Origin of the sequence: Agrobacterium sp. LAD9 (assembly GCF_003031125.1) — a bacterium.
Taxonomy (GTDB): Bacteria; Pseudomonadota; Alphaproteobacteria; order Rhizobiales; family Rhizobiaceae; genus Agrobacterium; species Agrobacterium radiobacter.
Genome location: NZ_PHGS01000017.1, coordinates 1 through 2,468 on the forward strand (window position 1 = coordinate 1; position 2,468 = coordinate 2,468).

At 59.5% G+C, this 2,468-nt stretch carries 3 protein-coding genes and 1 pseudogene; all 4 read right to left on the reverse strand.

Annotated features, from left to right (window positions below; translation table 11 throughout):
- The coding region (locus tag DA915_RS18960; RefSeq protein WP_153064582.1) for an ATP-binding cassette domain-containing protein at positions 1-264 on the reverse strand (264 nt) is incomplete at its 3' end.
- Positions 265-276: 12 nt separating this feature from the next.
- Complete coding sequence (locus DA915_RS18965) at positions 277-1,101, reverse strand: carbohydrate ABC transporter permease (RefSeq protein ID WP_107676922.1); 825 nt, start codon at positions 1,099-1,101, stop codon at positions 277-279.
- A 12-nt stretch (positions 1,102-1,113) separates the two neighbouring features.
- Positions 1,114-1,986, reverse strand: a complete 873-nt coding sequence (locus tag DA915_RS18970; protein WP_107676923.1) for a carbohydrate ABC transporter permease — start codon at positions 1,984-1,986, stop codon at positions 1,114-1,116.
- 172 nt (positions 1,987-2,158) lie between these two features.
- Positions 2,159-2,468 (reverse strand): annotated as a pseudogene (locus DA915_RS18975) (sugar ABC transporter substrate-binding protein); the annotation flags it as partial.

A 2,468-nucleotide genomic window follows, 5' to 3' on the forward strand; every position in this document is an offset into this window, starting at 1 on the left:
CGGATAAAGCGCATAGGACTGGAACACCATGGCAAGGCCGCGTTCGGCCGGGGCCTTTTCGGTGGCGTCCTTGCCGTCGATGACGATCTTTCCGCCGGAGACATCTTCCAGCCCGGCGATCAGGCGCAACAGCGTGGACTTGCCGCAGCCGGATGGGCCGACGAAGACGACGAACTCGCCGTCATGGATGTCGAGATCGATCGACGGGATGACTTTTGCCTCGCCGAAGAGCTTGGACACGTTCTGAAGGGAAATGCTGCCCATTATTGTCGTTCCTTATTTCACGGCGCCGAAGGTGAGGCCACGCACGAGTTGTTTCTGCGAGAACCAGCCGATGACGAGAATGGGGGCGATCGCCATCATCGAGGCGGCCGAAAGTTTTGCCCAGAACAGCCCCTGCGGCGAGGAGAAGGAGGCGATGAAGGCCGTCAGCGGTGCTGCATTGGTGGTCGTCAGCCGGATCGTCCAGAAGGATTCGTTCCAGGCAAGGATGACGTTCAAAAGCAGCGTCGAGGCAATGCCCGGAACCGCCATCGGGGTCAGCACATGCACGATCTCGTTCCACAGCGATGCGCCATCCATGCGGGCTGCCTCAAGAATCTCGCCGGGGATTTCGCGGAAGTAGGTGTAAAGCATCCACACCACGATCGGCAGGTTGATGAAGGTGAGCATGACAGTGAGGCCGATGCGGGTATCGAGCAGGCCGGCATTGCGGAAGATCAGGTAGATCGGCACCAGCACGGCAACCGCCGGCATCATCTTGGTGGAAAGCATCCACATCAAAATGTCCTTGGTGCGCTTGGTCGGCGAGAACGCCATGGCCCAGGCGGCGGGAATGGCGATGATGAGTGCGATGATCGTCGAGCCGAGCGACAGCACCACCGAGTTCATGAACGGCTTGAAGTAATCACGCTGGGTCTGCACGGTGATGTAGTTTTCGAGCGTGCCTGACGGAATGAGGCTGAAGCCTGATATCGCCTCCGGCTCGGTCTTGAGCGAGGTGAGGAAGGCGTAAAGGATCGGGAAGAACAGCAGAAGCGCCACGGCCCATGCCGCGATGGAAAAGCCGATCTTTGCGCGTGTGGTTGTCTTGCGGGCCATGATCGCTTCTCCTTAACGGTCGAGGTTCTTGCCGACGGCGCGCATCAGGAAGATGGCGACGATATTGGCGAGCACGACGGCGATGATGCCACCGGCCGATGCGCCGCCGACGTCGTAACCCAATAGCGCCGTGCGATAGATGAGGAAGGCAAGGTTGGTCGAGGCATAACCCGGGCCGCCATTGGTGGTGACGAGGATTTCCGCATAAACGCCGAGCAGGAAGATCGTCTGGATCAAAATGACGACCGTGATGGCGCGGGCCAGATGCGGCAGCGTCAGGTAGACGAAGCGGTTGATGAAGTTGGCGCCATCCATCTCGGCCGCTTCCTTCTGTTCTCCGTCGAGCGATTGCAGGGCGGTCAAGAGGATCAGCGTTGCAAAGGGCAACCATTGCCAGGCGACGATGATGACGATGGAAAGCAGCGGAAACTGCGCGAACCAGTCGACCGGCTGCAGGCCGAAGAAGCGCGACAGATCGGCGAGCACCCCGTAACCGGGATGCATGATCATGTTCTTCCACACCAGTGCTGCGACAGGCGGCATGACGAAGAACGGCGAGATGATCATGATGCGCACGATGCCCTGACCGAAGATGTCATTGTCGAGCAGCAGCGCAATGGCGATGCCGCCAACCACCGTGATAAGCAGCACGCCGCCGACGATCAGCAGCGTATTCCAGATCGACTGGAAGAAAGCCGGGTCGGTGTAGAAATACTGGTAATTGAACAGGCCGGCGAAGCTGACATTGGCGGGGTTGAGGAGATTGTAGTTCTGGAACGAGAACCACAAAGTCATCGCCAAAGGCACGATCATCCATACCAGCAAAAGCAGGACCGAAGGCGCTAGCATCACCCGCGCCAGACCGCTCGTGTTTCGTGTTGCCATTACACTCACCTCCCCTTGGGCCCGGGCATCACGACATGCGCCCGGTATATCCGGAAGAACCGGCTCATTCTTGTTTTGATTTGAAAGGCATAAAGGCCGCCGCGTAACCGGCGGCTTAGACCCGGAGAGTTCGCTGCCCGGCATTGGCGCCGGACAGCAATCTTCGGGAGGATTACTTGATGTAACCGGCGCGGGTCATTTCGCGCGTTGCCGTCGACTGAGCGCCTGCAAGCGCATCATCGACGCTGGACTGGCCGGCAACAACCGCCGAGAACAGCTGACCAACCGTGGTGCCGAGCGCCTGGAATTCAGGGATCGCCACGAACTGGCCACCGGTATAAGGCACGGGCTTTACAGTCGGCTTGGTAATGTCGGCGGCATCCATTGCAGCAAGCGTCGGCTTGGCGAAGGCGGCTGCCTTTTCATACTCGGCGTTCTTGTAAAGCGAGGTGCGGGTGCCCGGAGGCACGTTTGCCCAGCCT